The organism is Streptomyces antibioticus, assembly GCF_002019855.1.
GTDB classification, from domain to species: Bacteria; Actinomycetota; Actinomycetes; order Streptomycetales; family Streptomycetaceae; genus Streptomyces; species Streptomyces antibioticus_B.
Genome location: NZ_CM007717.1, coordinates 3,866,451 through 3,890,499 on the forward strand (window position 1 = coordinate 3,866,451; position 24,049 = coordinate 3,890,499).

Genomic DNA, 24,049 nt, shown 5'->3' on the forward strand with positions numbered 1-24,049 from the left:
CATCAGATTCGAACGGTTCTGCGGGCCAGGGCGAGCGCGGTGGCGACGGCCGCGGCGGTGAATCCCGACAGGTAGACCCACAGCGGCAGGACGCCGACGAGGTGCGAGAGCTGGCCGCCCGCGCCGGCGCCGAGCGCGGCGCCCAGATAGAAGAGGCCCATCATGCGGCTGCGGTGGCCGTCGGGCGCGGCCTCGGCGGTGGTGCTCAGACCGACAGGACCGAAGACCAGCTCCCCGCAGGTCATGAACAGGAAGGCGCCCAGCAGCCACAGCGCGGACACCTGACGGCCGTCCGTGGCGAGGGCCGCGCCGACCGCCAGCACCAGGAAGCCGCCCGCCGCGCACAGCAGCCCGGCGGAGAACTTCCGTACGGTGCCGGCCCGGCCGCCGATCCGCAGCCACAACCAGGCGAAGAGCGGGGCCAGCAGGAGCAGGAACAGCGGGTGCGCGGACTGGAACCAGCTCGCGGGCACCGTGAACCCGGCGATCTCCCGGTCCGTGTGCTCGCGCGCGAACAGCGAGAACACGGAGCCGAGTTGGCCGTACATGGCCCAGAACAGCACCGACGGCACGAACACCACCCGGTAGGCGCGGATCCGTTCGCGGGCGGCGTCGTCCAGGCCGCCGTCGGCCCGCAGCAGCCGGCGGAAGGCGACGACGGGCAGCACCAGCGAGGCCAGCCCGCACAGCGCGAGCACCGGCCGCAGCGGAACCCCGCCGGCCGCCGCGACACCGGCCGCGACCAGCACCGCCGCGGCCAGGGCGATCCACGCGCCACGGACGAGGCGGCGCTGCGCGGCGGGCGGCAGCGGCCGGCTCGGGCCGGTACGGGCGCCGCGCAGCGAGGAGGCGCCCCACACGTACTGGAGGACGCCGAGGAGCATGCCGACGGCGGCGGCCCCGAAGCCCAGGTGCCAGTCCACGCGTTCCCCGAGGGTGCCGGTGACGAGCGGGCCGATCAGCGCGCTGACCTGGATGCTCATGTAGAACAGCGAGAAGGCGGCCCGGCGCCGCGCGCTGTCGGCGCCCGGGTTCATCTGGTCGAACATCACCGGCAGGTTGGGCTTGAGCAGCCCCGTGCCGCAGGCCACCAGGGCCAGCCCGGTGTAGAACCCGGCGCGGGCCGGGAACGCCATGCACAGATGACCGGCGGCGATGACGATCGCGCCGGTCAGCATCGCCCGGTGGGTGCCGAGCACCCGGTCGCCGAGCCAGCCGCCGGGCATCGCGGCGAGGAACGACGCGGAGACGTACAGCCCGAACAGTGCGCCCGCCGTCCCGTCGGAGAGGCCGAGCCCGCCGTCCGTCTCGGGTGCGGTCGCGTAGAGGAACAGCAGGGCCTGCATGCCGTAGAAGCTGAAGCGTTCCCACATGTCGGTGAGGAACAGGGTGCTGAACCAGCGTTCGCGCAGCAGGGTCCAGACGGGGCGGTCGGCGGGGGCGGTCTCGGCGCGGACGGTGGCCGGGGGGCCGCTCACAGGGAGATACCGCCGTCGATCTGCACCACCTGACCGGTGACGTAGTCCGCCCGGTCGGAGAGCAGGAACGCCACCAGCTCCGCGACGGACTCCGGGGTCCCGAAGCGGCGCATGGCGATCTTGCCGACGGCTGCCTCACGGGCCTTGTCCGTCATGCCGTCGAGCATGTCGGTGTCGATGAACCCGGGGGCGACCGCGTTGACCCGCACCCCGTAGGGCGCGACCTCCTTGGCGAGGGCGCGGGTGAGACCGTTCAGTCCTGCCTTCGCGGTGGCGTAGTTGGTCTGGCCGGGGTTGCCGTACACGCCGATCACCGAGGAGACGTTGACGATCGCGCCCGCCCGCCGGGAGATCAGGCCGCGCAGCACCGCCCGGGAGACGTGGAACGCGCCGTCCAGACTGGTGCCCACGACCGACTGCCAGTCCCGCGCGGACATCAGCGCCATCGGACGGTCCCGCAGCACCCCGGCGGAGTTCACCACGCCGTACGGCGGACCCAGCTTCTCCTCGCACTCCTCCACGAAGGCGCGGACCGCGTCGGCGTCGGTGACGTCGCACACGACGTGATGGACCGGCGCGCCCGCCTCGGCGACCAGCCGGGCGGTCTCCAGGGCCGCCTCGTCGGCGGCGCGGGAGCAGAATCCGACGGCATGGCCCGAGCGGGCCAGCCGGACGGCGATCGCGCGGCCGATGCCCCGCGATCCACCGGTCACCAGTACACAGCGGTTCTCCTGCATCCGTACCTCCCGGCGCGGCGGTGCGACGGCACGGGGCCGCCGTGACCGCGGAGGGCCCGCGGTCACGGCGAGGATCGGCGAACGGCCTCGAGGGAGCCTCGAAGGGCGTCGGCCAGGCTGCCCCCATGGTGGAGAACCTCTTCGAACAGAACCTGCTGTGGGCGGTGCTGGCCGCGGTCTGCTGGCTGTTCGCCGCACGCGGCGCGCGCCGCCTGGCGACCCGTCCGCACTCACGCGCCCTGCGCCGCCGGGCCCGCCTGGGCCTCGCCCTCCTCACCACGGCCCTCCTGACCCTCACCGTCCGCGCCGCCCTCGCCGTGGCCCTGGCCGCCGAAACCGACTGGTGGGGCGCCACCGACTTCCTCCTACTGGCGGTCGCACCACAGGTGGCCGCGGGCGCGGTGGTGACATGGCTGAGCGTGCCCGCGTATTGGCGACTGACGGGGTGGGATCAGGGGGCGCGCCGGTCGGGTGTGCCGGGGGCGGGTGCTGGTGCGGGTGTGCCGGGGGCGGGTGCTGGCGCGGGCAGGCCGAAGGCCGAGGGCGCCACCCCGGCGTCCTCCGCCGTGCCGGCCCCCGTACCCTCCGCCTTCGGCCTGGCCGGCCCCGCCGGCGAAGGGACGACCACCCTGACGGAGACCGGCCCGGCGGCCGCCGAGGTCGGGAGCGCGGCCCAGGGCGAGGTCCAGGGGGCCGCCAGCCCCACCCCCGTCACCCGGTCCGCCGCCGCCGATCCCCGGCTGGTCGTGCCTGTGCGGGTGGGTGGGGTCGCGGTCGGGCTGGGGGCGTTGTTCACATTGCATCCGCCGGCGCCGCCGTACACCGGGTTCCTGGTGCTGGAGATGACGTTGCTCGCCCTGGCGGCGAGCGGGCTCGTGCTGTTGCAGCAGCGGCGGCGGGCCGCGGTCGGGGTGCCGGGGTGGCGTCCGGCGTCGCGCGGGCGGCGGCTGGTCCGTGCGCTGGCCGTCGTGACCTGCGGGGCCCTGCTGGTGGCCGGCGGGTACGGTCTCGCGGCGCGGGAGAGCCGGTTGCCGGACCGGATGGCCACCGCCCACCACCACGCCTACGACACCGGAGGCGGCCCGGGGCCCGGCGCCGCCCCGGCCCGTTCCGTCGCCGATCTGACCGGGCCGTCGACGGGTGCGGCCGACCGGCGCTTCACCCTCACCGCGTCCGCGCGGACGGTCCGGCTGGCGTCGGGCGAGACGGTGGACGCGCTCACCTTCAACGGAGTGCTGCCCGGCCCTGAACTTCGAGTGGAGAAAGGGGAGTTGGTCGAGGTCACGCTCGTGAACCAGGACGTGACGGAAGGGGTCACCGTGCACTGGCACGGCGTCGACGTGCCCAACGCCGAGGACGGCGTGGCGGGTGTCACCCAGGACGCGGTACGGCCCGGCGGCCGGCACGTGTACCGCTTCCGGGCGAACCGCACCGGCACCTTCTGGTACCACGCCCACCAGCAGTCCAGCTCCGCCGTGGCCCGCGGCCTGTTCGGCGCCCTGGTCGTGACGGACGAGGCGCGGCAGCCCACGCCGCCGGACGGCGTCGACCGCACCGTCGTGGCGCACGCCTGGTCCGTCGGCGACACCCGCGGCGGAGGTTCGGCGGTGCGCGGTTCGGGCGGCGCGCTCAGCGGCCGCAACGGCCTGGGCGGCGACCTGCGGACCGCCTTCGGCGACGACACCGGCGAGCGCCGCGAGCGCGTCGCGGCGGGTACGCCGGTCCGGCTGCGCCTGGTGAACGCGGACAACTGCCCCCGTACGTACGCGCTGACCGGGACGTCGTTCAAGGTCGCCGCGATCGACGGCAACGAGGTGTCGGCGCCGACCGACCTGGACGGCACGCTGCTGCGGGTGGCCGGCGGCGGCCGCTACGACCTGACGTTCCGTCAACCACGAGGCGCGGTAAGGCTCACCGTGACGGGAGACGCCAACGCCGGTGCGGGCAGCCAGGGTTTCGAGGGCTGCGGCGAGGACGGCGCCTACGGAACGCACGGCACCCGCGAGTCCCCGTCGCTGATCCTGGCCCCGGACGCGACCGCCGAGGCCCCCGCCGCCGACACCGACGCGCCCCTGTTCGACCCGCTCCACTACGGCACCGCCACCGGCCCGCGCCCCCTCACCCCGGGCGACGACGGCTTCGACCGTGACTTCCGGATGGTCCTCGGCAACAGCGTCGGCTTCTACGACGGCGCCCCGATGATGCTGTGGACCGTCAACAACGCGGTCTACCCGGACATCCCGTCGCTGCTGGTCCAGGAGGGCGACCTGGTGCGGGTCACGTTCCTGAACCGCAGCCTCGACGACCACCCGATGCATCTGCACGGCCACCGCATGCTGGTGCTGTCCCGGGACGGCGAGCGCGCGGACGGCAGCCCGTGGTGGACGGACACGCTGAACGTGGCGCCCGGCGAGCGCTACGAGATCGCGTTCCGCGCCGACAACCCGGGCGTGTGGGCGGACCACTGCCACAACCTGGACCACGCCCGGGACGGCATGGTCCTGCACCTGGCCTACGACGGCGTGAGCAGCCCCTACGAGACGGGCGCGTCCACCGGCAACACGCCCGAGTGACCGGGCGCCCCGAGGAGGCCCTCGGCGGCCAGCCGCGCTCGGGCGGCGCGGACGGCCCGCCGGTCCTCCTCGGGGCCCAGGGCCCGCGCCGGGAGGGTGCTGAGGACGGCGCTGCGGCCCGACCGCACGGCCCGGTGCCCGCGCGCCAGCACGGTCAGACTCTGTCCGGGCCCGGCCTCCACCAGCAGCCGGTCACCGTCGCCCAGCAGCCGGTCCAGCGTCGGCCAGAACAGCACGGGAGCCGTCGGCTGCGCCGCCCAGAACCGGGTGCTGAGCACGTCCTCCTCGCGCACCGGCCGGGCGAGGTAGGCCGAGTAGAGCGGTCGGCGGGGCGCGGCCCGCCGTACCGTGCGCAGCAGCGTCTCCGTCTCCCGCGCCACGGGGTCCAGGGCCGGGCTGTGGTACGCGGTGCGGGTGGCCAGCCGCCGGCTGGTGCGGCCGTCGGCGGCCAGCCGGCGCTCCACCGCGCGCAGCGCCCGCTCCGGGCCGGACAGGACGGTGTGCCGGGGCGCGTTGAGCGCGCCCACCACGACGCCGTCGCCGAGGTGTCCCGACAGCTCCGCCGGGGTGGCCGCGACCGCGAGCATCCCGCCGGGCGGCACGGCGCGCTGCGCCCTGACCCGCTCCCGCAGCAGCATGACCGCGTCGGACAGGGTGAGCACCCCGGCGAGGACCGCGGCGACGCACTCGCCCATGCTGTGCCCGAGATACGCGGCCGGGCGCACGCCCCAGCTCTCCACCAGCCGGCCCATCGCGTACTCCACGGCGAACAGCAGGGGCGCGGCCCGGTCGTCGGCGTCGAGCGGCGGCGCGGGCTCCCGCGTCAGCCAGTCGGCGCGGACCGCCCCGCTCTCCGGTCCGAGCAGGTCCAGTACGGCGTCGGCGGCCCGGGTGAAGACCGGTTCGTGCCCGTACAGACCGGCCGCCATACGGGCGTGCTGCGCGCCGGTTCCCGGGAACATCAGGACGACGGACCGCTGTTGGCCCTCCTGACGACTCTCACGACCAGATTCACGACCAGATGACATGCCGCAAGGCTGGCGCGGCCGGTTGGAGCCGTTCTCCATCCGCGGGTGGAGGCGGTGTCGAGCCCCTCTTGAGTGTCCGGGCGCACGCTGCCCGGCATGAGCGTTGTCGACGAATCGCCGGCGGGCGTCAGGAACGCCCAGGACAGTCGCCCGACCACCAGCCCGACCACCAGCCCCACCGACCATGTCACCGACCGGCCCGCCGACCGTGTCGCCGAACTCGCCGATCTGCGCGAGAAGGTGCGGCGGGGCCCCAGCGAGCGGGCGACCGAGGCCCAGCACGCGAAGGGCAAACTGACCGTACGGGAACGGCTCGCCCTCCTCTTCGACGGGGGAACGTTCACCGAGACCGAGGAACTGCGCCGGCACCGCGCGACCGGCTTCGGCCTGGAGCACCGCCGCCCGCACACCGACGGCGTCGTCACCGGCTGGGGCCGGGTGCACGGCCGTACCGTCTTCGCCTACGCCCATGACTTCCGGGTCTTCGGCGGGGCACTCGGCGAGGCCCACGCGGAGAAGATCCACAAGCTGATGGATCTCGCGGAGTCCGCCGGAGCCCCGCTGGTCGGGCTGTGCGACGGCGCGGGCGCCCGCATCCAGGAGGGCGTCACGGCCCTGGCCGGCTACGGCGGCATCTTCACCCGCAACGTCCGCAACTCCGGCGTCATCCCGCAGATCAGCGTGATCCTGGGACCGTGCGCCGGCGGGGCGGCCTACTCGCCCGCGCTGACCGACTTCGTGTTCATGGTCCGCGGCACCGCGCAGATGTTCGTCACCGGCCCCGACGTGGTGCAGGCGGTGACCGGCGAGGTCGTCTCGCACGAGCGCCTGGGCGGGGCGGACACCCACGCCACGCTGTCGGGCGTGGCGCACTTCGCGTACGACGACGAGGTGTCCTGCCTGGAGGACGTACGGCATCTGCTGTCGATGCTGCCCGCCAACAACCGCGAACTCCCGCCGGCCGAGGCGGGCACCGATCCGGCGGACCGCCGCACCGACGCCCTGCTCGATCTGGTGCCCGCGGACCCGGCCCGCTCGTACGACATGCGGGCGGTGATCGCTGAGGTCGTCGACGACGGGGACGTCTTCGAGGTGCAGGAGCACTGGGCCGCCAACATCGTGTGCGCCCTGGCCCGGCTCGACGGCCGGGTCGTCGGGATCGTCGCCAACCAGCCCTCGGTGTCGGCCGGGGTGCTGGACATCGACGCCTCGGACAAGGCGGCGCGGTTCGTGCAGACCTGCGACGCCTTCAACATCCCGCTGGTGACCCTGGTCGACGTGCCCGGTTTCCTGCCCGGCGTGGACCAGGAGCACGGCGGCATCATCCGGCACGGCGCCAAACTGCTGTACGCCTACTGCAACGCCACCGTGCCGCGGGTCCAGGTGATCCTGCGCAAGGCGTACGGCGGCGCGTACATCGTCATGGACTCCCGTTCCATCGGGACGGACGTGTCGCTGGCCTGGCCGCACAACGAGATCGCGGTGATGGGGGCGGAGGGCGCGGCGGGGGTGATCTTCCGGCGGGAGATCGCGGCGGCCACGGACCCCGAGGCCACCCGCGCCCGGCTCGTCAAGGAGTACCGCACGGAGCTGATGCACCCCTACTACGCGGCCGAACGGGGGCTCGTGGACAGCGTCATCGACCCGTCCGAGACCCGGGCCCGGCTGATCGACGCGCTCGCCATGCTCCGCGCGAAACACGCGTCGCTGCCGAGCCGCAAGCACGGGAACCAGCCGCAGTGAGCGCGGCCTGGGACCCCGGTGCCGATGCCCGTGCCGGTGCCGGTGCCGTGGTGCGTGTCGTGCGGGGCGCGCCCGGCCCCGACGAACTGGCCGCCGTCCTGGCGGTCCTCACCGCCCTGCGCACGGCCGGGGCCGTCGGGGCAGGCTCCGGCCGCACCGCCGCGCAGGGCCCTTCGAGGGCGGTGTGGCCGGACGCGGACCGCCTGTTCACGCGGGCGGCCTCCGCCTGGACGGCCGCCCCCGGACCGCGCTGGCGGGACTCGCCCCACGGCTGAGGCCCGCCGCCGGACCGGGCGTCACACGAAGGGGGCCAGGTCGTCGAGGACCCGCAGCACCTCGCTCTCGCCGGCCGGCGGGAGCTGGAGGACGACCTCCTCGATGCCGAGGTCCGCGTAGTGGGCGAGCTTGCCCGCGGACGGCAGGACGGCGTACGGCACGATCTGGAGCGCGGACGGGTCGCGGCCGGCGTCGGCCCACGCCGAGCGCAGCGCCGGCACGGTCTCCGACAGGCCGCGCCCGCCGATCGGCAGCCAGCCGTCGGCGTACTCGCAGATGTGGGTGAACAGCTTGGGCCCGGCCGCCCCGCCGATCAGGGTGCGCGGGCCGACGACCGGGCCGCGCGGCTTCTGCGCCGGCTTGGGGTGGGCGTGGCTGGCCCGCACGCTCGCGTACGGCGCGTCGTAGGCGGTGGGTTCCTCGCTCCACAGGGCGCGCATCAGCCCCATCCGGTCGCGGACCAGCTCGCGCCGGGTGGGCCAGTCGACGCCGTGGTCGGCGGCCTCCTCCACGTTCCAGCCGTAGCCGAGGCCGAGGGTGAAACGGCCGCCGGAGAGATGGTCCAGGGTGGCGATCTGCTTGGCCAGGTCGATCGGGTCGTGCTGGGCGACGAGCGTGATGCCGGTGCCCAGGCCCAGCGTCTCGGTGACGGCGGCGGCCTGACCGAGCGCCACGAACGGGTCGAGGGTACGGCCGTACTCGGGCGGCAGTTCACCGCCCGCCGGGTACGGGGTGGTCCGCTCGACCGGGATGTGCGTGTGCTCGGGGAGGTAGAGCCCGGCGAACCCGCGCTGCTCCAGCTCACGGGCGAGGCGGACGGGGGTGATCGTCTCGTCGGTGAGGAAGATGGTGACGGCGATGCGCATGGGGGGCGGCCTTTCGTCGCGGGACCGTGGCTTCCTGATGGCTTCCTGCTGGCTTCCCGGGGTGCCGCCCTCATCTGTACCGGGAGAGACGCCCACTGTCCATACCGACCGGTCGGCCCAGTGCTCCCTCAGCGGCGGGTCCGGCGCCGTACCTCGATGATCGTGGCGACCGCGTGCAGCCAGCGGGCCGCCGTGTCGTCGGTGGCCGGGTCCTGGGTCGACGGGCCTTGAGGGGCCGGGTCTTGAGGGGCCGGGCCTTGAGGGGCGGAGGCGGCTGCTTCCAGCCAGTCGCGGACCAGGGCCGCCGCCTCGGGGCGGGGCAGGGGCTCGGGGAGGTCCGCGGCGGCGCGGACACCACCCGCGCGGACCACCTCCGCCAGGTAGGCGACCGAACGGGGCTCGGTGCCCAGCCGGTCGAGGAGGACGGCCGCGCCCACCGCGCCGTCGCCGAAGAGGGCGGTGCGCAGCGGGCCGGGGGCGGCGGTGAGGCCGTAGCGCAGGAGGGCGGTGATGTCGAGGCCGGCGAGGTCGTCCTCGGTGTGCTCGGGGTGCTCCGTGTGCGCGGGCTGCTCGGGGTGTTCCATCGTGGGCCTCATTCGACGGTGACCTTGTAGGTGACCCGCTCTGGTTCGGCGGGGGTGGCGCCGCCCGTCGGGGCGGGGGCCGGGGTGCCCTCGCCGGTGTCGCAGGTGCTGGAGAACGTGCAGTGCAGGAGCACGATCTCGGTGCTGCCCGCGCCGGTCGCCTCGAAGGTGAAGGTGACGTCGGTACTGGAGCCGGGGGCCGCGTCGTCGTCCGACGCCGTCTCACGGCCGCGCTCCCGCACCACCGCGCCGTCCGGCTTCGGGTCCACCAGGTACCAGTGGGAGCGGGTGGAGGCGTTGTCGGCCACGGTGAGCGTGAAGCGCTCGCCGACGCTCGCGGTGACGGTCGTGTCGTCCACGGGGTGGCTGGTGGGCGCGTCGTCGCCGGATCCGCACCCGGTCATCGCCGGGGCCGCGAGCGCCAGCAGCGCGGCCGCCGCGAACGCCGTGCCGCGCGCCCTGCCGCGTGCCCTCCTGCACGCCCAACTGCGCGTCCTACTGCGGGACATAGACCTGGTACGCGTTGCTGAGTTCACTGTTCGAAGCCTTGCCCATGTTGCCGTTGATGAAGTCGTCCTCGCTGACCCATGTGGTCGTGCCCCAGGGGTTGTAGATCTGGAGCTTGTCGCCGTCCTGACCGATGATCATCATCGCGTGGGCGCCGGTGTCGCCGGAGACGTCGACCGGGACCGGCTTGCCCTCGGCGACCGCCTTCTCGACGTCGTCCAGGATCGCCCTGCGGTCGTCGGCGCTGTCGAGGTCGTGGCGCCGGTAGTCGTCGCCGGTGGCGCTGCCGAGGGTGGAGTCGGCGATGCGTTCCTGGCCCTCCTGGCCCATGCCGGTCCAGTTGTCGCCGCCCTCGCCCTCGGTGTGCAGCCGGTGCTGTTCGGCCACCAGGCGCTGCTTGAAGGCGGCGGGGTCGTCCTCCTGGCCGCTGGGGCCGCCGGTGAGGTCGAGGGCGTAGAGCGGGTCGAGCATGGCGCGGGCGCTGACGGTGGAGGAGGCCACGCAGGTGCCCTCGGAGCCGTCGCCGCCCTGGATCCAGAGCTGGTTGTGGAAGAGGACGGAGTCCTTGTTGTTGTTGGAGCCGTCCTGGGCGAGGCCCTCGTCGTCCATGCTGTCCTCGGCGGTGACCACCGGGGTCAGATGCCGGCGCAGCCACTCGGGGTCCTTGCCCGCGATCTTGCCCTGGAACTCCTCGATCTCCTTGACGCTGTGGCCGGCGGCCAGCGCCTTCATCAGATAGGCCCGTTCCTCGGGGCTGCCCGCCTGCGTCAGCATGCGTTCCATGGCCGCCTCGTCGGCGCCGCTGAGCCGGTCCATGCGCTGTCCCGCGCGTTCCAGATCGCTCGCGCTGAGGATCTCGTTCAGCTCGGTGGGGGTGTTGGCGGCGCCGGTGTCGGCGAGCATCAGCTTGTCGACGGCGGTCAGTTCGCCGGTCTTCATCTTCCCGGCACGGGCCTCGGCCGCCCACTTGTTGAGGTCGCGGACGGCGACCCGGACGGCGTCCTCGGCCGTGACGGCGGCCTTGTGCATCAGCTCGATGCCGTCGGAGGCGACGGAGCGAGCGGCGAGCCGCGCGGCCTCCTCGCCGTCGTCCTCGTGCCAGTCGTCGAAGAAGCCGTCCCGGCCGCCGAGGCTGCTCCTGGCCTGCCCCAGCTTGCCGCGGCCCTCGGTGTCCTGCTTCTGCGCGACGGTGAGCGCGTCGGCGAGGGTGAGCAGCACCACGGCGCCGCCGCCGAACGCCTCGCCCATCTGGAGGACGGCGCGGTTGGCGGCGGACACCACCTCGGAGGCGAGCACGCTGGTGTCGCCGACCCAGACCTCGGGCAGCCCCTTGCGGGCCACCCGGTCCACCCGGTCGTAGACCCGGCCGACCTCGTCGATCTGGTCGCGGTAGCGCTTGCCCAGCGTCTCGATGGTGCCCGGGTCGCCCTTGGGGGCGGCCACGGAGAGCGCGCTGTCGATCATGTCCAGCAGGTCGTTCTTGCTGCCGGCCCCGGGGATCTTCTCGCACAGCCCGGCCAGCCAGGCGCGCCGGCCCGTCGGGGAGTCGGCGGGTCGCAGGGAGCCTGTCATCGCGTGGTCCGCCCCGTCCTGTCCTGCATTGCTCTGTCGTCTCGCGGTGTCGGTGTACTGGTGCTGGTGCTGGTACTGGGGTGTCGGGGGTGGCTGCTCAATAGCTCGACAGGACGGAGGAGCGCTCGGCAGGCGCCGGCATGGCGCTCAACTGCCCCTCGCTCACGGCGATTCCGCTGACGCCGGTCTCCACCAGGCCGTCGCTGCCGGTGTAGGCGCCCTTGGCGAGGTGGACCTTGTCGGCGAGTTCGTGCAGGGCCGACTCCAGGGTGCGGGCCTCCGCCTCCCAGGCGGCGATGAACGCGTTGACGGCCGTCGCGGCGTCGGTGCCGCCGAGGGTGTCCGCGGCGTAGCAGAGCGAGGGGGCCACGGCCGCGCGGACCTTGCCCATGTCGTCGCCCGCGCCGTCGAGTTCCTTGGCCTGGCCGGTCATGCCGGACTTCTTGATCTGGTAGCCGTCCGAAGAGGCCATCGACTTTCCCCCGTACTGTCTCGCCGCCGCCGCTCGCGACCGCGGGGAGGCTAACACGGCCTCGTGTGGAAGCCGTGGACGAGGTGTGAGCGGTTCACGGCATCGCGAGGTCGGCGACCACCGCGGCATGGTCGGAGGGCCAAATGCCGTCCACGGGCCCGTGCCCGGCCCGCCGTACGGCCCGCACATGCCCCTCGCCGACGGGACCGGGCGGCCCCACGTGGATGTAGTCGATCCGCACGGGAGGCTCCAACAGCCGCGCGGCATAGGGATTCTCGGGCGACCAGGTCACGCCTGGCGCACCCGGCTCGGCATACTCCCAGGCATCGAGAAGGACTTGACCGGGCACGGCGGAAGGAGCCTTGTACCCGCCGAAGAGACGTATCTCGTCGGAGTCGGGCCAGGCGTTGAAGTCACCGGTGACGACGGCCGGGAACGGGGTGCCGTGCTTGTGTCGCTCCACGAACCGCGCGAGCGCGGTGACTTGCTCCTGCCGAACGGCCGAGGCGCCGGGTGCGGAGGTGAGGTGGGTGGTGAAGAACGGCACCTCGTACGCCGGGGCGGCCAGCCGGGCGTGGAGCGCGAGGCGGCCGTCGGCGAGGTCGTCGGGGGCGGGCAGCAGCAGGGTGTCCTGCGCGGTGATGGGCCACCGGCTGAGGACGGCATTGCCGATGTCGACGCCCCCTTCCTCCCCCTCCGGAAGCCGCCGCCGCCACCGCTCGGACGCGGGCGAGGGCGCCCAGGCCCAGTACAACCCCAAATCGTCGGCGAGCCACCCGGCGAGATTCTCACCCCCGGCGGCCCACACCTCCTGCAACCCCACCACGTCCGGCCGCAACTCCCGCAACACGGTGAGAATCGCCTTCTGCCGAGCCTCCCAGGGCCCGAACCGCCACCACAGATTCCAGGTCACCACACGCATGCCCCACCACCCGCCGTCGCCCCACCGGTGTCGGGGACCATTGAAGCAACAGCACCTCGCGTGAAGGAGTGCGAAGGACCATGTCCCGGCCGAGCAGTGATCTCCGTTTCCGTGCGACGACCGGTTTTCAGCGGTATGTCGCCAACCCGGTTCTGCGCAGACTGCCGTTCCACACCGTGCTGGAGACCACCGGCCGGGTCTCGGGCCAGCCTCGGCGGACGCCGTTGGGCGGGCGTCGGGTCGGGGACTCGTTCTGGCTGGTGTCGGAGTTCGGGGAGCGTTCGCAGTACGTGCGCAACATCCTGGCCGACCCCCGCGTCCGGGTCCGGATCCGCGGCCGCTGGTACACGGGCACGGCCCACCCCCTCCCCGACGACGACCCGGTGGCCCGCCTGCGCACCCTCCCCCGCTTCAACAGCACGGGCGTCCGCGCCCTGGGCACGAACCTGCTGACGGTCCGGGTGGATCTGGACCGGGGCTGAGGGAGCGGCTCTCAGCCCGGCCAGACGATCGACTGGATCTCGCTGTACGCGTGCAGGGCGTAGGAGCCGACGTCGCGGCCCACTCCGCTCTTCTTGAAGCCGCCGAAGGGGGCCTCCATGTTGCGGGCGACCGTGTTGACGCCGACGCCGCCGGCGCGGAGGCGGCGGGCTACGCGGAAGGCGCGGGCGACGTCCGTCGACCAGACGTAGTCGATCAGGCCGTAGTCGCTGTCGTTGGCGAGGGCGATGCCCTCCTCCTCGTCGTCGAAGGGGACGACCGTCACCACCGGGCCGAAGATCTCCTCCCTCGCGACCCGCATGTCGTTGGTGCAGTCGGCCAGGAGGGTGGGGGAGATGTAGAAGCCCCGGTCCAGGGGCGGGCGTTCGCCGCCCGTCACGACCACCGCTCCCTCCTTGCGGCCCAGTTCGACGTACGACTCCACCCGGTCGCGGTGGGGGGACGAGATCACCGGGCCCACGGCCGTGGTGCGGTCGCTGGGGTCACCGACCTTCAAACGGCCCGCGTAAGCAGCCAGTTGGGTCACCAGACGGTCGTACACCCCCCTCTGCGCCAGTACCCGCGTCGGCGCCGTGCAGATCTGGCCGCTGTAGAAGGAGAACGTCGTGCCGATGCCCGCCACCGCCGACGGTACGTCCGCGTCGTCGAAGACGAGTGCCGCGCCCTTGCCGCCCAGTTCCATGAGCTGGCGTTTCATGTCGCGGCCGCACGCCTCGGCGATGCGCCGGCCCACGGCGGTCGAGCCGGTGAAGCTCACCATGTCGACGTCCGGGGAGTCCACCGCCGCCTCACCGACCGCCACCGAGCGCCCGGAGACGACGTTCACCACGCCGGGCGGGGCGCCGGCCGATTCGAGGGCCTCGGCCATGCGGTAGACGGACAAGGGGTCCTGCGGGGCCGGTTTCACCACCACCGTGTTGCCCATCGCGAGGGCCGGGGCCACCTTGCCCGCCGCGTTCGCCCAGGGGTTGTTGTAGGAAGTCACGCAGGTGACGACACCGACCGGCTGGCGGACGGCCAGCGCGCCCATGACGGCCGCCCGCCCCATCGGCCCGGCTTCATTCACTTGCGGCGGGATCGCCCACTCCGCCGGTTCCACGCGTGCGTACCGGCGGAAGCGGGCCGCGGCCACGCCGACCTGCATGCCGCGCGCGGTCCCGGTCGTCGCCCCCGTCTCGGCGCGGGCGAGGGTGGTGTACGGCTCCGCATGGGCGCGGATCACTTCCGCCGCCCGGCCGAGCACCGCCGCGCGCTCCTCCGGCGGGGTGCGCGACCACGGCCCGAACGCCTCCCGGGCCGCGGCGCAGGCGTCCCGCACCTGGTCCGGCGAGGCTTCCGGTGCCAGGCCGACGCACTCCTCGGTCGCCGGGTCGGTGACCTCGTAGTACCCGCCGTCCGGCTCGGTCCAGGCGCCCCCGACGAACAGCCGCTGCCCGCCGCTCACCGGGTGCTCACGGTCCTGGTGTCCCGGCCGGAGCGCAGGACGCGGCCCGGTACCGCGCCGGTGACCACGTCGTCGCGGATCGCGGCCACCCCGTTGACCCAGACCGCGCGCACGCCGAGCGCCCGGGAGTCCAGGCGGGGGCTGTCGCCCGGCAGATCGTGCACGAGGGTCGCCTTGTCCGCGTCGATCCGCTCGGGGTCGAAGAGGACGAGGTCGGCGTGGAAGCCCTCCTGGATACGGCCGCGTCCGCGCAGCCCGAAGAGCTGGGCCGGATCGTCGGTGAGCATCTTCACCGCCTGTTCGAGCCCGACCAGTCTCCGCCCGCGCAGACAGTCCCCGAGGAACCGGGTGGTGTACGGCGCCCCGCACATCCGGTCCAGATGGGCCCCGGCGTCGGAGCCGCCCAGCAGGACGTCCTCGTGCTGCCAGGTCTCCGCGCGCAGCGCCCAGGACGCGGGGTCGTTGTCGGTCGGCATGGGCCACAGCACCGTGCGCAGGTCGTCGGCGGCGCAGATCTCGACCAGGCAGGCGAAGGGGTCCAGGCCGCGTTCGGCGGCGATGTCGCGGACGACCCGGCCGGTGAGGCCGTCGTTGGCGGCGCTGTAGGTGTCGCCGATGACGTACCGCCCGAAGTCGGTCAGCCGCCGGAACACCCCGGCCTCCTTCGAGGCGGCGTGGCGCAGCATCTCGGCGCGGACGGCGGGTTCGCGCAGGCGGGCGATGCGCTCGGGGACGGGCAGGCCGAGGACCGGTCCCCAGCCCGGGATGAGGTTCAGCGCGCAGAACGTGCCCAGGGACATGTTCATCGGCGTGAGGATCGGCATGGTCAGGGCGACGACCCGGCCGCCCGCCTTCCGGGCCCGCTCGCTCGCGTGGAGCTGGCGCGGCACCCGCTGCGGGACGGCCGCGTCGACGGTGAGGACGTTCCAGTTCAGGGGGCGTCCGGCGGCCGCGCTCATCTCCACGAACAGATCGATCTCGGCGTCGCTGAACTGGTCCAGGCAGCCCGCGACGATCGCCTCGATCTGGGTGCCCTCGTGCTCACCGACCGCCCGGGACATGGCGAGGAGTTCCTCGGGGCGGGCGTGCCGGGAGGCGACGGGACGGCCGTCGCCGTCGGAGTGGGTGGAGGACTGGGTGGTGGAGAAACCCCAGGCGCCCGCGTCCATCGCCTCGTGCAACAGCCGGACGATCGAGGAGAGTTGCCCGGCGCTCGGCTGCCCGCCGATCGCGTCCGGACCCATCACGTGCCGTCGCAGCGCGCAATGTCCCACCATGAAACCGGCGTTGACGGCGATCCGCCCTTCGAGCGCGTCCAGATACTCCCCGAACGTGCTCCAGGTCCAGGGCGCCCCCTCCTCCAGGGCGACCAGGGACATGCCCTCCACCTTGGACATCATGCGGCGGGTGTAGTCGGCGTCCTCGGGACGGTCCGGGTTGAGCGGCGCGAGGGTGAAGCCGCAGTTCCCGGCGGCGACGGTGGTCACCCCGTGGTTCAGGGACGGGGTGGCGTAGGGGTCCCAGAAGAGCTGGGCGTCGTAGTGGGTGTGCGGGTCCACGAAGCCGGGGGCGAGGACGAGCCCGCCGGCGTCCTCGGAGGTCCGGGACTCCTCGGTGACCTCGCCGACGACGGCGATCCGGCCGTCCCGGATCCCGACGTCGGCGACCCGGGCGGGCGCGCCGGTCCCGTCCACGACGGTGGCGCCCTTGATGACATGATCGAGCATGGCTGGCTGCCTCCTTCGGCTCCTCGGCGCTCAGACGGCCTGCCGGAACCGGGTCGTCCGGTGGACGGGGTCCGTGTCGATCTTCGGGATCACGTGCTCCCCGATCAGCCGGATCGTCTGGAGCGTCTCCTCCTTCGGCACGCCCACCGGCAGTCCGAAGGAGAGCTGGTCGGCGCCGGCCTGCTCCCAGCGCTTGCACTGGCGCAGCACCTCGTCCGGATCCCCGCAGATCAACAGCTCCTCTTCCACGAGGAGTTCGACGAACTCGGGGGTGTACTCGGGGAGGGTGTCGGGCCACACCGGGAAGCCCTCGGGGCGCGGGAAGGTGTCGTGGTAGCGGAAGACGAGCGACGGCAGATAGTGCAGCCCGCCGTTCACGGCGATCCGGATGGCCTCGTCGTGGGTCGGCGCGCAGATCGCGGTCGTCGTCACCATCACGTTGTCGTTGACGAAGTCGCCGATCGGCTCGGCGTCCACGATCGCCGTCTTGTACTGCTCCAGCACCCATTCCATGTCTGCGACCTTCTGGATGCTGAAGCCCAGCACGCCGAGCCCCTTGCGCGCGGCCATCGCGTACGACGGCGGCGACCCGGCCGCGTACCACATCGCCGGGTGGGACTTCCCGTACGGCTTGGGCAGGATCTTGCGCGGCGGGAGCTGCCAGTGTTTGCCCTGGAAGCCGACGTACTCGTCCTGCGTCCACATCTTGGGGAACTCGGCGATCGTCTCCTCCCAGATCTCCTTGGTGTGGTTCATGTCGGTGATGCCGGGGAGGAAGCCGAGGATCTCGTGCGAGCCGGCGCCGCGTCCGCTGCCGAACTCGAAGCGGTTGCCGCTGAGATGGTCGAGCATGGCGACCTTCTCGGCCACCTTCACCGGGTGGTTGACCTGGGCGAGCGGGTTGAAGATGCCGGAGCCGAGGTGGATGCGCTCGGTGGCGTGCGCCAGATAGCCGAGGAACACGTCGTTGGCGGAGAGGTGGGAGTACTCCTCCAGGAAGTGGTGCTCGGAGGCCCACGCGTACTTGAAGCCCGAGCGGTCCGCCTCGATGACGTACTCGGTCTCCTCCATCAGCGCCTTGTGCTCGGCGAGCGGATCGGTCTCGGCGCGCTTGCCCACGTATCCCTGTACAAAGAGCCCGAACTCCACGGAGGTTCACCGTCCCAGGTCCTGGATGGGGTCGAATGCAGTGAGGTGCCGCTGCGATTACCTGACGATCCGTCAGAACACCTCAGCGGTCAATAGCTGACGGCTCGTCAGATGACGGAGACGCCCGCCAGCCAGCCCCCGTCGATCACGAACGGCTGACCGGTGATGTACGAGGAGTCGTCCGAGGTGAGGAAGAGCGCCAGCCGCGCCACCTCCCGCGGCCTGCCGATCCGGCCGAGCGGCACCAGCTTGCGGTAGAGCCCGTCCAGCGCCCGGCTCGTCTCCTCCGGGTCGGCGTCCGGGTCGAGCAGCGACGGGTTGGACATCGCGGTGTCGATGGCCCCGGGGCAGACCGCGTTGACCCGGATCCTGCGGGGCGCCAGCTCCAGCGCGGCGACCCGGGTGAGCCCGAGCACGGCGTGCTTGCTGGCCGCGTACGCGCCCACGGCCGCCATCCCGGTCAGACCGGTGTAGGAGGCGGTGTTCACGATCGTGCCGCCGTCGGTCAGTTCCGGCGCGACGGTCCTGATCCCCAGGAAGCAGCCGACCTGGTTGACCTGGACGACCTGGAGGAACTCGTCGAGGGGCGTGTCGACGAGGGCGTTGAAGCGCAGGATGCCCGCGTTGTTGACGAGCCCGTCGAGACGACCGTACGCCTCCTTGGCGGCCCGTACGGCGGCGGTCCACTGTTCCTCGCGGCCGACGTCGAGATGGACGTAGAGCGCGCCGATCTCCTCGGCGAGGGCCGCGCCGGGGGCGTCGAGGACGTCCGCTACGACGACCTCGGCACCCTCCTCGCGGAACAGCCGCGCCTCCTGCTCGCCCTGGCCGCGCGCGGCGCCGGTGACGAGGACGACCCGTCCGTCTAGCTTGCCCATGCCGTGCTCCTTCGGTCAGAGGTGCGGGGCGACTTCGGTGCCGAACGCGGCTATCTGGTCGGTGAGTTCGGCCAGGTCGCGGCTGCGGAAGCGGACCTGGATCTGGTCGACGCCCATCGCGGCGTAGGCGCGCAGGGACTCGGCGAGGGCCTGCGCGGACCCGGTGAGGGTGCGGCGGCCGACGTCCCAGCCGGGGGTGCCGACGTACAGCGGCTCGGTGAGGGCGCCGACGGTGAAGGGGCGGGTGATACCGGCGTCCTCGCGCAGCCGCCGGATCCGCTCGATCTGCGCGGGCAGCCGGTCCCTGGGGTCGCCCTGGGGCAGCCAGCCGTCGCCCTTGAGCGCGGCCCGGCGCACGGCCGCGGGCGAGGAGCCGCCGACCCACAGCGGGACGTGCTCCTGGGCGGGTCGGGGGCGCTGCCCGAGCCCCTCGAAGTCGAACCGTTTCCCGTGGTGGGCCGGGAACTCCTCCGGTCCCAGCGCGGCCCGCAGCGCGTCGATCGTCTCGTCCAGGACGGCGCCCCGCCGCTCGAAGTCGACCCCGAGGACCTCGAACTCTTCCCTGACGTGCCCGGCGCCGACCCCGAGGATCAGCCGGCCGCCGCTGAGATGGTCGAGGGTGGCGTACTGCTTGGCGGTGAGAAGGGGGTGGCGCAGGCCGACGACGGCGACATGGGCCAGCAGCCGGACGCGCTCGGTCACGGCCGCCAGGTGGGCGAGGGTGGCCACGGGGTCGTACCAGACCGTGCTCATCGCGCCCGCGAGCCGGCGCGGGATCGCCACGTGGTCGCAGACGGCGATGTACGCGAACCCGGCCCGGTCGGCGGCCCGCGCGACCGCCACCAGCTCGGCCGCGCCCGCGTCGGCCTCCCAGGGCTCGGTGTAGATCGTGGACTGCGACTGGACGGGGAGCTGGATGCCGTGCGCGAGGCTCACCGCGGGCTCCACAGGCCGTCGGAAGTGAGTCCGAGCAGTTCGATGGCGTTGCCGCGGACGATCCGCTCGACCACGTCCGGGTCCAGGTGCCCCATCTGGGCCTCGCCGACCTCGCGGGACTTCGGCCAGGTGGAGTCGGAGTGCGGGTAGTCGGTCTCGTACAGGACGTTGCCGACGCCGATCGCGTCCAGGTTCCTGAGCCCGAAGGCGTCGTCGAAGAAACAGCCGTAGACGTGGTCGGTGAAGGTCTCCGACGGCGGGCGGTGGACCTTGTCGGCGACGCCGCCCCAGCCGCGGTTCTCCTCCCAGACGACGTCGGCGCGCTCCAGGATGTAGGGGATCCACCCGATCTGACCCTCGGCGTACATCACCTTCAGGTCGGGGAAGCGTTCGAACTTGCCGCTCATCAGCCAGTCGACCATCGAGAAGCAGCAGTTGGCGAAGGTGATGGTGGAGCCGACGGCGGGCGGGGCGTCCGCGGAGGTGGACGGCATCCGGCTGCTGGAGCCGATGTGCATGGCGACGACCGTGCCGGTCTCGGCGCAGGCCGCGAGGAAGGGGTCCCAGTAGTCCGTGTGCACGGACGGCAGGCCGAGGTGCGGGGGTATCTCGGAGAAGGCGACCGCCCGCACCCCGCGGGCGGCGTTGCGCCGCACCTCCGCCGCGGCCAGCTCGGCGTCCCACAGGGGGATCAGGGTGAGCGGGATCAGCCGGCCGCGCGCTTCGGGGCCGCACCACTCCTCCACCATCCAGTCGTTGTAGGCGCGCACGCAGAGCAGGCCCAGCTCGTGGTCGGCGGCCTCGGTGAAGGTCTGCCCGCAGAAGCGGGGGAAGGTGGGGAAGCAGACGGCGGACTGGACGTGGTTGACGTCCATGTCGGCGAGCCGGGAGGGGACGTCGTAGGAGCCGGGGCGCATCTGCTCGTAGGTGATGACCTCCAGCTTGATCTCGTCGCGGTCGAAGCCGACGGCGGTGTCCAGCCGGGTGAGGGGGCGGTGCAGGTCCTCGTAGACCCACCAGTCGCCGACCGGGCCCTCGTCGCCGGGCTCGCCCATGACGGGCTTGAACCGGCCGCCGAGGAAGGTCATCTCCTTCAGCGGCGCGCGGACGATCCGGGGGCCGGTGTCGAGGAACTTCTTCGGCAGGCGGTCCTGCCAGACGGTCGGGGGTTCGACGGTGTGGTCGTCGACGGAGATGATCGCGGGGAGGGGGGTGGTGGGGGTCTGGGTCGTCGATTCGGCTGTGGTCTCCATGGTGGGCACGGTAGCGCTGATCTGACGGATCGTCAGCTAACGTGCGGGCCGACCTGTGGACCGGGGTGGGCCGAGGTGGACCGGGGTGGGCCGGGGTGGACCGGAGTGGACCGGGGTGGGCCGGGGTGGGCCGAAGTGGGGCGCCCGCTTGTGAGGGGCGTGTGAACCGTGTGCGCTGCGGCGGCGTCCGGAACCTCGGGAGGCTGACGGTTCCGCCCCGAGAGGGCAAACTGACCTAGTAGTGCAGAAGCTTGTTAGGGGAGCCTGATGGACGACCGTGGAGGACACGGCGGCCCGCGTGTGCCGAGGCAGTGGCGTCCCGGCCCCTCCGGGGAGCCGGCGGCGCTCCGCTTCGACGTGCTCGGACCGGTGCGCGCGCGGCGCGGCGAGGAGCCGCTCGCCACCGGCTCCCCCCAGCAACGCGCCCTGCTGGCCGCCCTGTTGCTGCGCGAGGGCCGGACGGCGACGGCGGCCGAGCTGATCGACGCGCTGTGGGGCGAGGACCCGCCGTCGCAGGCGCTGGCGGCGGTGCGGACGTACGCCTCGCGGCTGCGGAAGGTACTGGACCAGGGTGTCCTGGTGAGCGAGTCCGGCGGGTACGCGGTACGCGGGCTGGGCGAGGGAGCGCTCGACCTGACCGTGGCTCAGGAGTTGTCAGGGCAGGCGGAGAAGGCGCGCGGCGCGGGTGATCTGACCCTGGCCCGGGACCTGTTGAACCGCGCGCTCGCCCTCTGGGACGGCGAGGCGCTGGCCGGCGTACCCGGCCCGTACGCGGAGGCCCAGCGGGTACGGCTGGAGGAGTGGCGGCTCGGCCTGCTGGAATCCCGGCTGGACATGGACCTGGAGCAGGGCTGCCACGCGGAGGCCGTCTCCGAGCTGACGGCGCTGACGGCCGCGTATCCGCTGCGCGAGCGGCTGCGGGAGCTGCTGATGCTGGCGCTGTACCGGGCCGGCCGGCAGGCGGAGGCGCTGGCGGTCTACGCCGACACCCGGCGGCTGCTCGCGGAGGAGCTGGGGGTGGATCCGCGGGCGGGGCTGCGGGAGTTGCAGCGCAGGATCCTCCAGGCCGACCCGGAGCTGGCCGAACCGTCGGCCCCGGCGGCTCAGCCCGCGGTGGCGCCGGTGCGCCCTGCGCAACTCCCGGCGAACGTGCCGGACTTCACCGGCCGGACGGCGTTCGTGAGGGAGCTGAGCGAGGTGCTGGCCGGGGCGTCGGGGGCCGGCGGCGACGGTGCTCGCGGCGGCGACGGCGGCGGCCGGGTGATGGCGGTGTCGGCGCTGGCCGGGATCGGCGGGGTCGGCAAGACGACGCTGGCCGTGCATGTGGCGCACCGGGCCCGACCGGCCTTCCCCGACGGGCAGTTGTACGTCGATCTCCAGGGCGCGGGCGCGCGGGCGGCCGACCCGGAGACGGTCCTCGGTTCCTTCCTGCGGGCGCTCGGCACCGCGGACTCGGCGATCCCGGACTCCCTGGAGGACCGGGCGGCGCTGTACCGGTCGGTGCTGGACGGGCGGCGGGTCCTGGTGCTGCTGGACAACGCCCGTGACGCGGCGCAGGTACGGCCGCTGCTGCCGGGCACCGAGGGGTGTGCGGCGCTGGTCACCTCGCGGGTGCGGATGGTGGGGCTGGCGGGCGCGCATCTCGTCGACCTGGACGTGATGTCGCCGGACGAGGCGATCGCGCTGTTCACCAGGATCGTCGGCGAGGAGCGGGTGGGCTCGGAGCGGAAGGCGGCGCTGGACGTGGTCGCGGCCTGCGGTTTCCTGCCGCTGGCCATCAGGATCGCGGCGTCGCGGCTGGCGGCCCGGCGGACCTGGACGGTGTCCGTGCTGGCGGCGAAGCTCGCGGACGAACGGCGCCGGCTGGACGAGCTCCAGGCCGGGGACCTCGCGGTGAAGGCCACCTTCGAGCTGGGCTACGGCCAGTTGGAGCCGGTCCAGGCGCGGGCGTTCCGCCTGCTGGGCCTCGCGGACGGCCCGGACATCTCCCTCGCGGCGGCCGCGGCGGTCCTCGACCTGCCGCCGGAGGACACCGAGGACCTGCTGGAGTCCCTGGTCGACACCTCCCTCCTGGAGTCCGCGGCCCCCGGCCGCTACCGCTTCCACGACCTGGTCCGCCTCTACGCCCGAGCCTGCGCCGAACGCGACGAACGCCCTCCCGGTGAACGCACGGCGGCCCTGTCCCGCCTGCTGGACTTCTATCTGGCGACGGCGGCGGGGGTGTATGCGATCGAGCGGCCGGGGGACCGGCTGGTGGACCATCTGGAGGCGACCGAGTATCCGGGGCTGCGGTTCACCGACGGCGCGGCGGCTCTCGACTGGCTGTACTCGGAGGCGGCCCCCCTCCTGGCCTGCGTCCAGCAGGCGGCCGGAACCGACCGGACGCGGCGGGCGGTCGACCTGCTGTGGGCGGCGAAGGACCTGACGGAGTCCGGCGCGAACTCACGGCAGTACGCGACGACGGCCGAGGCCATGTGCGTCGCGACGCGGGCGACCGGGGACGTCAGGGCCGAGGGGCGGGCCCGGACGGTGCTCACCGACGTCCTTCTGGTGTCCGGGCGGATCCAGCAGGCGGAGGACGAGGCACGGCGGGCCATGGAACTCGCCGCGGCCGCCGGGGACTCCACCGCGGTGAGCTGGGTGGCGAACAACCGCGGGCTGATCCGTCTGCACCAGCACCGGTACGCGGAGGGCAACGCGTTCTTCGACCAGGCCATCGACGGCTTCCGCGCCGCCGGGAACAAGCCGGGCGAGGCGTCCGCCCTGTCCAACCTCTCCCGTGCCCAGTTGGGGGCCGGGAACGTGACCGAGGCGGTCGAGATCGCCCGGCGCGGTCTTGCCCTGTACGTGGAGATGGGCCGGACCATGCGGCTCGCCAACGGCCATTACGCCGTGGGCGTCGCGCTCACCAAGGCGGGCCGGCACGGTGACGCGCTGGAGCAGTTCTCCGAGGCGCTGGGAATCTTCGGCGAACACCGGCAGCGGCTCTGGGAGGGCGCGACCAACTTCCGTATCGCCGAGGCCCACTTGGCCGCCAGGCATCCCGCACATGCGGCCCGGCACGCCGAACAGGCCCTGGCGCTCGGCTCGATCGGCGGCGACCGTATGCGGGGCAACGTCCTGACGCTGCTCGGCCGGGCGCTCTCCGCCCTCGGCCAGGCCGACCGCGCCAGGGCGTGCTGGCAGGAGGCGCTGAGCCTGCTGGAGCAGAATGGCGCCTCGGAAGTGGACGACGTACGGGCGCTGTTGACGTCACCGGCGGCGTAGCGCCGACCAGGGAGGGGACGGGCGTTCATCGTTCGTTTATCGCCACCGTGCACGCTGTTCTGTGTCGGCCCGTCGCGTCGGGGGGCAGATGGTCCGACCTGGAGCCCGGCCGGTTAGTCTGCGGCTCCGAACGCCC

At 73.2% G+C, this 24,049-nt stretch carries 20 protein-coding genes; 5 read left to right on the forward strand and 15 right to left on the reverse strand.

Annotated features, from left to right (window positions below; all coding sequences use genetic code 11):
• Nucleotides 1–2 precede the first annotated feature (2 nt).
• Entirely contained in the window at nt 3–1,478 is a 1,476-nt protein-coding gene (locus tag AFM16_RS17260) for a peptide MFS transporter (RefSeq protein ID WP_078633844.1), read from the reverse strand.
• On the reverse strand, nt 1,475–2,215 hold the full coding sequence (fabG, locus tag AFM16_RS17265; RefSeq protein WP_078633845.1) for a 3-oxoacyl-ACP reductase FabG: 741 nt from the start codon (nt 2,213–2,215) through the stop codon (nt 1,475–1,477). Before fabG ends, AFM16_RS17260 begins: the two co-directional genes overlap by 4 nt.
• 125 nt (nt 2,216–2,340) lie before the next feature.
• Here fabG and AFM16_RS17270 point away from each other — a divergent pair, with 125 nt between their 5' ends.
• Nucleotides 2,341–4,788 (forward strand): multicopper oxidase family protein, encoded by a 2,448-nt coding sequence (locus tag AFM16_RS17270; RefSeq protein ID WP_078633846.1) that lies wholly within the window; start codon nt 2,341–2,343, stop codon nt 4,786–4,788.
• Here the strand turns inward: AFM16_RS17270 and AFM16_RS17275 are convergent.
• Complete coding sequence (locus AFM16_RS17275) at nt 4,749–5,750, reverse strand: acyltransferase domain-containing protein (RefSeq protein ID WP_245177718.1); 1,002 nt, start codon at nt 5,748–5,750, stop codon at nt 4,749–4,751. The genes AFM16_RS17270 and AFM16_RS17275 overlap by 40 nt on opposite strands.
• A 162-nt stretch (nt 5,751–5,912) precedes the next feature.
• Here AFM16_RS17275 and AFM16_RS17280 point away from each other — a divergent pair, with 162 nt between their 5' ends.
• Together AFM16_RS17280 and AFM16_RS17285 are read left to right on the forward strand one after the other, a co-directional pair.
• Nucleotides 5,913–7,559: an acyl-CoA carboxylase subunit beta gene (locus tag AFM16_RS17280; protein WP_078636988.1), complete on the forward strand. Its 1,647-nt coding sequence runs from the start codon at nt 5,913–5,915 to the stop codon at nt 7,557–7,559.
• Nucleotides 7,556–7,834 (forward strand): hypothetical protein, encoded by a 279-nt coding sequence (locus tag AFM16_RS17285; protein ID WP_030785057.1) that lies wholly within the window; start codon nt 7,556–7,558, stop codon nt 7,832–7,834. The genes AFM16_RS17280 and AFM16_RS17285 overlap by 4 nt, the downstream gene beginning before the upstream one ends.
• A gap of 21 nt (nt 7,835–7,855) precedes the next feature.
• On the opposite strand, the gene AFM16_RS17290 is transcribed toward AFM16_RS17285, so the two are convergent.
• The 6 genes from AFM16_RS17290 to AFM16_RS17315 form a co-directional block, all read right to left on the reverse strand.
• The gene (locus AFM16_RS17290; RefSeq protein ID WP_030785060.1) at nt 7,856–8,701 is read right to left on the reverse strand and encodes an LLM class F420-dependent oxidoreductase; all 846 of its coding nucleotides are present in this window, start codon (nt 8,699–8,701) and stop codon (nt 7,856–7,858) included.
• Between the two features lie 128 nt (nt 8,702–8,829).
• The gene (locus AFM16_RS17295; protein WP_078633848.1) at nt 8,830–9,285 is read right to left on the reverse strand and encodes a hypothetical protein; all 456 of its coding nucleotides are present in this window, start codon (nt 9,283–9,285) and stop codon (nt 8,830–8,832) included.
• An 8-nt stretch (nt 9,286–9,293) separates the two neighbouring features.
• The gene (locus tag AFM16_RS17300; RefSeq protein ID WP_078633849.1) at nt 9,294–9,794 is read right to left on the reverse strand and encodes a protease inhibitor I42 family protein; all 501 of its coding nucleotides are present in this window, start codon (nt 9,792–9,794) and stop codon (nt 9,294–9,296) included.
• Nucleotides 9,781–11,364, reverse strand: coding sequence for a cysteine peptidase family C39 domain-containing protein (locus AFM16_RS17305; RefSeq protein WP_030785070.1), 1,584 nt, complete (start codon nt 11,362–11,364; stop codon nt 9,781–9,783). Before AFM16_RS17305 ends, AFM16_RS17300 begins: the two co-directional genes overlap by 14 nt.
• A gap of 97 nt (nt 11,365–11,461) precedes the next feature.
• Nucleotides 11,462–11,836: a hypothetical protein gene (locus AFM16_RS17310; RefSeq protein ID WP_078633850.1), complete on the reverse strand. Its 375-nt coding sequence runs from the start codon at nt 11,834–11,836 to the stop codon at nt 11,462–11,464.
• A gap of 94 nt (nt 11,837–11,930) precedes the next feature.
• A complete protein-coding gene (locus tag AFM16_RS17315; RefSeq protein ID WP_078633851.1) occupies nt 11,931–12,758 on the reverse strand; it encodes an endonuclease/exonuclease/phosphatase family protein in 828 nt (275 codons plus the stop codon).
• 80 nt (nt 12,759–12,838) lie between these two features.
• Between AFM16_RS17315 and AFM16_RS17320 the strand changes: the two genes are divergently transcribed.
• Complete coding sequence (locus AFM16_RS17320; RefSeq protein WP_078633852.1) at nt 12,839–13,240, forward strand: nitroreductase/quinone reductase family protein; 402 nt, start codon at nt 12,839–12,841, stop codon at nt 13,238–13,240.
• An 11-nt stretch (nt 13,241–13,251) separates the two neighbouring features.
• Here AFM16_RS17320 and AFM16_RS17325 read toward each other — a convergent pair whose 3' ends face one another.
• From AFM16_RS17325 to AFM16_RS17350, 6 genes are all read right to left on the reverse strand, one after another.
• A complete protein-coding gene (locus tag AFM16_RS17325; RefSeq protein ID WP_078633853.1) occupies nt 13,252–14,703 on the reverse strand; it encodes an aldehyde dehydrogenase family protein in 1,452 nt (483 codons plus the stop codon).
• A complete protein-coding gene (locus AFM16_RS17330; protein WP_078633854.1) occupies nt 14,700–16,430 on the reverse strand; it encodes an N-acyl-D-amino-acid deacylase family protein in 1,731 nt (576 codons plus the stop codon). The genes AFM16_RS17325 and AFM16_RS17330 overlap by 4 nt, the downstream gene beginning before the upstream one ends.
• Before the next feature lie 30 nt (nt 16,431–16,460).
• Complete coding sequence (locus AFM16_RS17335) at nt 16,461–17,579, reverse strand: LLM class flavin-dependent oxidoreductase (RefSeq protein WP_078633855.1); 1,119 nt, start codon at nt 17,577–17,579, stop codon at nt 16,461–16,463.
• A 107-nt stretch (nt 17,580–17,686) separates the two neighbouring features.
• On the reverse strand, nt 17,687–18,457 hold the full coding sequence (locus AFM16_RS17340) for an SDR family NAD(P)-dependent oxidoreductase (RefSeq protein WP_078633856.1): 771 nt from the start codon (nt 18,455–18,457) through the stop codon (nt 17,687–17,689).
• A 15-nt stretch (nt 18,458–18,472) separates the two neighbouring features.
• Nucleotides 18,473–19,393: a TIGR03619 family F420-dependent LLM class oxidoreductase gene (locus tag AFM16_RS17345; protein WP_078636989.1), complete on the reverse strand. Its 921-nt coding sequence runs from the start codon at nt 19,391–19,393 to the stop codon at nt 18,473–18,475.
• Nucleotides 19,390–20,646, reverse strand: coding sequence for an amidohydrolase family protein (locus AFM16_RS17350; protein ID WP_078633857.1), 1,257 nt, complete (start codon nt 20,644–20,646; stop codon nt 19,390–19,392). Before AFM16_RS17350 ends, AFM16_RS17345 begins: the two co-directional genes overlap by 4 nt.
• Before the next feature lie 267 nt (nt 20,647–20,913).
• Here AFM16_RS17350 and afsR point away from each other — a divergent pair, with 267 nt between their 5' ends.
• Nucleotides 20,914–23,913: an SARP-family global regulator AfsR gene (afsR, locus tag AFM16_RS17355; protein WP_030785093.1), complete on the forward strand. Its 3,000-nt coding sequence runs from the start codon at nt 20,914–20,916 to the stop codon at nt 23,911–23,913.
• Nucleotides 23,914–24,049: the final 136 nt, after the last annotated feature.